This is a genomic window from Pseudomonas sp. EB271-G4-1 (assembly GCF_058791355.1).
The window spans coordinates 1-6366 of sequence record NZ_JBYTEO010000090.1 but is presented as its reverse complement, the minus strand read 5'-3'; the positions used below and the strand labels follow the sequence as shown (position 1 = coordinate 6366).

Sequence of the window (6366 nt, the reverse complement as noted above, 5' to 3'; positions counted from 1 at the left end):
GATCTACACCGGACCGGCATTGTGGGCAGGGGAAGATGGGGAGAAGAGACAGCTGTGGGAGCGAGCCTGCTCGCGAAGAGGCCCGAACCGACAACACAACTCTGCACCCTTGACGCAAATCAAGATCCCCAAACGCCCCACCCCCTAGACTCGCCAACACTGCCAGCCTATCCGGGGAATTGCCCGCATGATGCTCGACGCCATTCGTTGGGACACCGATCTGATCCGCCGTTATGACCTGGCGGGACCGCGCTATACCTCCTACCCGACCGCGGTGCAATTCCACAGCCAGATCAGCCCGTTCGACCTGCTGCATGCCCTGCGCGACAGCCGCAAGGCCGTGCGCCCGTTGTCGCTGTATGTGCACGTGCCATTTTGCGCGAACATTTGCTATTACTGCGCCTGCAACAAGGTGATCACCAAGGATCGCGGCCGGGCGCTGCCTTACCTGCAGCGCCTGGAACAGGAAATCCAGCTGATCGCCTGCCACCTCGACCCCGCACAGAAAGTCGAGCAACTGCATTTTGGCGGCGGCACGCCGACCTTTCTCAGCCACGACGAACTGCGCCAGCTGATGGCGCACCTGCGCAAGCATTTCAATCTGCTCGATGACGATAGCGGTGACTACGGCATCGAAATCGACCCTCGCGAAGCCGACTGGTCGACCATGGGCCTGCTGCGCGAACTGGGTTTCAATCGGGTCAGCATCGGCCTGCAAGACCTTGACCCGGCCGTACAGCGCGCGGTCAATCGCCTCCAGAGCCTGGAGGAAACCCGTGCGGTCATCGACGCCGCCCGGACACTGCAGTTTCGTTCGATCAACATCGACCTGATCTACGGACTGCCCAAGCAGACCCCGGAAAACTTCGCCCGCACCGTCGACGAAGTCATTAACCTGCAACCCGACCGGCTCTCGGTGTTCAACTATGCGCACCTGCCGGAACGCTTCATGCCGCAACGGCGGATCAACAGTAACGAGTTACCGACGCCAGCACAAAAGCTGGAGATGCTGCAGCGCACCATCGAACAGCTGACCAACGCTGGCTACCGCTACATCGGCATGGACCACTTCGCGCTGCCCGATGACGAGCTGGCGATCGCCCAGGAGGAATCGACCCTGCAGCGCAACTTCCAGGGCTATACCACCCACGGCCATTGTGACTTGATCGGCCTTGGCGTGTCGGCAATCAGCCAGATCGGCGACCTGTACTGCCAGAACAACAGCGACCTCAACCAGTATCAGAACGCCTTGGCGTCGGCGCAGCTGGCCACCAGCCGCGGCCTGCTGTGCAATGCCGATGACCGCGTGCGGCGGGCGGTGATCCAGCAGTTGATCTGCAATTTGAGCCTTGAGTTCGTCCAGATCGAACGAGCCTTCAACATAGATTTTCAAGGCTATTTCGGCGAACTTTGGCCGCAATTGCAGGGCATGGCCAAAGATGGCCTGATTGAGCTGGACAGCGAACGCATCACTGTACTGCCGGCAGGTCGCTTGCTGGTTCGCTCGGTGTGCATGGTATTTGACGCTTACCTGGAACAACACAATCGCCAACGGTTCTCCCGAGTGATCTAGACCCTGCGACAAATCCGCCGTGCGCTGGCTTCAATGTCCTGCAGTGGGTTACCCTTACGTCTTATGTGTGTTTTCCCACAAGGATTGAAGAAATGTCCGAGCCAGTAAAACTGCGCGCTCACACTCAAGCCCACTGCAAGGATTGCAGCCTGGCCCCACTGTGTTTGCCACTTTCTCTGAATCTGGAAGATATGGATGCGCTGGACGAAATCGTCAAACGAGGCCGCCCGCTGAAAAAGGGTGAGTTTCTGTTTCGCCAGGGCGACCAGTTCGACTCGGTTTACGCCGTACGCTCCGGCGCCCTGAAAACCTTCAACCTGAGCGATGCCGGCGAAGAACAGCTCACTGGCTTCCATTTGCCGAGCGAACTGGTCGGGCTGTCGGGCATGGACACCGAAAAACACCCGGTGTCGGCGCAAGCGCTGGAAACCACCTCGGTGTGTGAAATCCCTTTCGAACGTCTCGACGAACTGGCCCTGCAACTGCCGCAATTGCGCCGTCAGCTGATGCGCGTGATGAGCCGCGAGATCCGTGATGACCAGCAAATGATGTTGCTGCTGTCGAAAAAAACCGCCGACGAGCGCATCGCCACCTTCCTCGTCAATCTGTCTGCACGCTTCCGTGCCCGCGGCTTCTCGGCCAATCAGTTCCGCTTGAGCATGTCGCGCAACGAAATCGGCAATTACCTGGGCCTGGCGGTGGAAACCGTGTCGCGGGTGTTCACGCGCTTCCAGCAGAACGAACTGATCGCCGCCGAGGGCAAGGAAATCCGCATCCTCGACCCGATCCAGCTCTGCGCCCTGGCCGGTGGCTCCCTCGAAGGCTGATTCGGTGGATCGCGGCTGAGCGAAACGGTTCAGCCGCCGTTATACTGTGTCGTTTGCAGCCTGCCAGGACTCCTTCGATGGTCTTCGATTCCTTCGACATCAAATCCCTCATCCGCCCCGTGATCGACTTTCCGAAGCCCGGTGTGATCTTTCGCGACATCACCCCGCTCTTCCAGTCGCCCACGGCCCTGCGCCTGGTGATGGACAGCTTCGCCCACCGTTATGTCGAGGCGGACTTCACCCACATTGGCGCCATGGATGCCCGTGGTTTCCTGATTGGCTCAGTGCTGGCTTATCAGTTGAACAAGCCGCTGGTGCTGTTTCGCAAGCAAGGCAAGTTGCCGGCCGACGTCCTGGCAGAAGGCTACGCGACCGAATACGGCGAAGCGTTTCTTGAAGTGCACGCCGACAGTCTGTGCGAAGGCGATTCTGTGGTGATGTTCGATGACCTGATCGCTACAGGCGGCACCCTGATTGCGGCGGCAAACCTGATTCGCCGCATGGGCGCGCGGGTGCATGAAGCGGCGGCGATCATCGATTTGCCGGAGCTGGGTGGGTCGCAACGCTTGGAAGATATGGGGATCACGACGTTTTGCCTGACGCAGTTTGCCCTTTCCGATAAATAAGCGGCGACTTCACCGATGCCTTCGCGAGCAGGCTCGCTCCCACAGTGGTGCACAAAATATGTGTACAGCGAAAATCCCCTGTGGGAGCGAGCCTGCTCGCGAAAGCGTCAATCGCTACACCGCAAGTCTCAAAGCCCCATCTGCTTGCTGATGATCTCGTTCATCACTTCCCGCGTCCCGCCGCCAATCGACAGAATCCGGTTATCCCGGTACAACCGCTCCACCAGGCTCTCGCGCATGTAACCCGAGCCACCCAGTATTTGCACGGCATCGTAGGTAATCCGGTCCGCCGTGTCCGTGGCAAAATTCTTGGCCATGGAAATCTCCTTGATCACGCTCTTGCCCGCCGCCATTTTTGTCGCCTGCCTGTAGGTGAACTCCCGTGAGACTTCGAGGGCCGTGGCCATCTCCGCCAGGCGATGCTTGATCACCTGGAACTTGCCGATCGGCTTGCCAAAGGCTTCACGCTCACGCGCCCACTCAAGGCTCTCCTCCAGGGCAAGCTGCGCGGTCATGTTGGCCATCAAGGCCAGGGCCAGGCGTTCGTTCTGGAAATTGCCCATGATGCAGGCAAAACCCATGTTTTCGCCGCCGATCAGATTGCCTACAGGCACGGGGCAATCGTCGAAGAACAATTCGGCCGTGTCCGACGCCCACCAGCCCATTTTCTTCAATTGCCGCCCCACGGTGAAACCCGGGGTGCCCTTCTCGATCAACAACAGGCTGATGCCGGCGAAACCCGGCTCACCGGTGCGCACCGCGACGGTGTAGTAATCCGCCCGCACGCCGCTGGTGATGAATGTTTTACTGCCGTTGACCCGGTAGAAGTCGCCTTCACGCACGGCGCGGGTTTGCAGGTTGGCGACGTCGGAACCGCCGCCGGGCTCGGTGACGGCCAGGGCGCTGATTTTCTCGCCGGACAACACCTGCGGCACCACCCGATCACGCACGCAAGGCCTGGCCCATTTGACTATCGGCGGCAAGCCGATGTCCAGGGAGCCCAGCCCCGCCACCAGGCCACCCGAGCCACTGCGCATCAGCTCTTCGCTGGCGGCGATCTTGGCGAATACATCCCCTTCGTGACTGCCGCCCAGGCTTTGCGGGTAGCCAATGCCGAGAATCCCCGCCGCACCGGCCTTGAGGTAGAGCTCGCGGGGAAAGCTTTCGGCTTCTTCCCATTGGTCAATGTCCGGAAGAATCTCGCGCTCGACGAAACGCCTGACGCTGTCGCGGACCATTTGGTGGCTGGGGTCGAAGTATTCCTCAAAGGCAGGCATGGGCGAGCTCCACTGAAGGGTTCAGCGAAGTTAACCGAGCGCTTGCTTGGTTTTCAACAGGAATGAGTGAATCAGTTGGACCAAGTCGCCTGGATCGCCAGCAAGCCGGCTCCTACAGGCTCAGCGCAGCCCCTGTGGGAGCGGGGCTTGCTCGCGAAGACGTCAGTAAAACCACCACACAACTTAGAGGGAAATCGGCTTACGCCCCGCAAACGAATGCGCAAGCGTCCCGCCATCCACCAACTCCAGCTCGCCGCCCAGCGGCACGCCATGGGCGATGCGCGAAGCGATCAGGCCTTTGCTGCTGAGTAACTGGGCGATGTAGTGCGCAGTCGCCTCGCCTTCCACGGTCGGGTTGGTGGCCAGGATGACTTCGGTAAAGGTGCCCGCCTCTTCGATCCGCGCCATCAATTGCGGGATGCCGATTGCCTCCGGCCCCAGCCCGTCAAGCGGCGAAAGATGCCCCTTGAGCACGAAGTAGCGGCCACGGTAACCGGTCTGCTCCACGGCATAGACATCCATCGGCCCTTCCACTACGCACAGCAAGGTGTCGTCGCGGCGGGTATCGGCGCATTGCGGACAGAGGTCGTCTTCGGTCAGCGTGCGGCACTGACGGCAGTGACCGACCCCATCCATGGCCTGGTTCAGGGCCAGTGCCAGGCGCGAGCCTCCACTGCGATCACGCTCGAGCAACTGCAACGCCATGCGCTGGGCGGTTTTCTGACCCACACCTGGCAAAACTCGCAGGGCGTCGATCAGTTGGCGAATCAAAGGGCTGAAGCTCATGGGGAAAAGTCCGACGAAAACAACGAGACGCGGTTTATACCCGCGCCTCTGTTGACCGTCAATTCACAGCGTCATTTAGTCGTTGGGCGCGACCCGCACCACCAGCTTGCCAAAGTTGCGCCCCTCCAGCAGCCCGATGAACGCCTCGGGCGCCTGCTCCAGGCCATCGACCACGTCTTCGCGAAACTTCACTTTGCCATCACGTACCCACGGCGCCATCGCGCTGATGAACTCCGGCTGACGGTCACCGTAATCGTCGAACACGATAAAGCCCTGGATTCGCACACGCTTGGTCAACAGCGTGCGCTGCAATAGCGGCAGGCGATCCGGGCCGCTCGGCGCTTCGCTCGCGTTGTAGGAAGCAATCAGGCCACAGAGCGGAATCCGCGCCTTGGGGTTGAGCAACGGCAACACGGCGTCGAACACCTTGCCACCGACATTCTCATAATAGATATCGATACCCTTGGGGCACGCCTTGGCAAGCTCGTCGACGAAATCCGGGCTCTTGTGGTCGATGCAGGCATCGAAGCCCAGCTCTTCAGTGACATAACGACATTTTTCCGCCCCGCCCGCCACGCCGACCACGCGCAGACCCTTGATCTTCGCCACCTGGCCCACCACCGAACCGACGGCGCCAGAGGCCGCCGCGACCACCAGGGTCTCGCCTTCCTTGGGCTGGCCGATGTCCATCAAGCCCATGTAGGCGGTCATGCCCGGCATGCCCAGCACACCCAGGGCCATGGAGGGGCTGGGCAGGCCCGAGGGCACTGGAATGATGCTGCGACCGTCATTGATGCTGTGGCTTTGCCATCCCGTGGCGCCGACCACCAGGTCGCCTTCATGGAACTTGGGATGCAACGAACGCTCAACCCGGCTGACAGCACCACCGGTCATCACTTCGCCGATTTCCACCGGCGCGGCATAAGACGGCGCGTCACTCATGCGCCCACGCATGTAGGGGTCCAGCGACAGATAGAGGGTCTTGAGCAGCACCTGCCCCTCGGCCAGATCGGGTAGCGCGACCCGCTCCATCCGGAAATTCTCCGGCGTCGGTGCGCCGACAGGGCGCGAGGCCAGGACGATACGTTGGTTGAGGGTCATGGGGTCGGACATGTCAGCGTCTCCTGTGATCGATGAATTCGGGGGTATAGGGAGCAGACCTTGGTGGCGGTACGGCGTTCGATGTTTATTCCTGGCACATGATCGTTCCCACGCTCTGCGTCACTAGTGTCCGGTAAAAACCGAAGGGGGAGCTTGCTCCCCCTTGCTGTTGGCGG

At 60.7% G+C, this 6366-nt stretch carries 6 protein-coding genes; 3 read left to right on the top strand and 3 right to left on the bottom strand.

What is annotated here, in order from left to right:
• Window positions 1-190 precede the first annotated feature (190 nt).
• The 3 genes from hemN to AC3WWR_RS28380 all read left to right on the top strand — a co-directional run bounded on the left by hemN (window position 191) and on the right by AC3WWR_RS28380 (window position 3026).
• Complete coding sequence (hemN, locus tag AC3WWR_RS28390; RefSeq protein ID WP_042955847.1) at window positions 191-1573, top strand: oxygen-independent coproporphyrinogen III oxidase; 1383 nt, start codon at window positions 191-193, stop codon at window positions 1571-1573.
• A gap of 92 nt (window positions 1574-1665) precedes the next feature.
• On the top strand, window positions 1666-2400 hold the full coding sequence (gene fnr, locus AC3WWR_RS28385) for a fumarate/nitrate reduction transcriptional regulator Fnr (RefSeq protein ID WP_020800660.1): 735 nt from the start codon (window positions 1666-1668) through the stop codon (window positions 2398-2400).
• Window positions 2401-2477: 77 nt separating this feature from the next.
• The gene (locus tag AC3WWR_RS28380) at window positions 2478-3026 is read left to right on the top strand and encodes an adenine phosphoribosyltransferase (protein ID WP_492599251.1); all 549 of its coding nucleotides are present in this window, start codon (window positions 2478-2480) and stop codon (window positions 3024-3026) included.
• 128 nt (window positions 3027-3154) lie between these two features.
• Here AC3WWR_RS28380 and AC3WWR_RS28375 read toward each other — a convergent pair whose 3' ends face one another.
• The 3 genes from AC3WWR_RS28375 to curA all read right to left on the bottom strand — a co-directional run bounded on the left by AC3WWR_RS28375 (window position 3155) and on the right by curA (window position 6202).
• Window positions 3155-4303 (bottom strand): acyl-CoA dehydrogenase family protein, encoded by a 1149-nt coding sequence (locus AC3WWR_RS28375; protein WP_492599250.1) that lies wholly within the window; start codon window positions 4301-4303, stop codon window positions 3155-3157.
• 183 nt (window positions 4304-4486) lie between these two features.
• The gene (recR, locus tag AC3WWR_RS28370; RefSeq protein ID WP_020800658.1) at window positions 4487-5089 is read right to left on the bottom strand and encodes a recombination mediator RecR; all 603 of its coding nucleotides are present in this window, start codon (window positions 5087-5089) and stop codon (window positions 4487-4489) included.
• Between the two features lie 75 nt (window positions 5090-5164).
• Complete coding sequence (gene curA, locus AC3WWR_RS28365; RefSeq protein WP_020800657.1) at window positions 5165-6202, bottom strand: NADPH-dependent curcumin/dihydrocurcumin reductase; 1038 nt, start codon at window positions 6200-6202, stop codon at window positions 5165-5167.
• Between the last annotated feature and the right edge of the window lie 164 nt (window positions 6203-6366).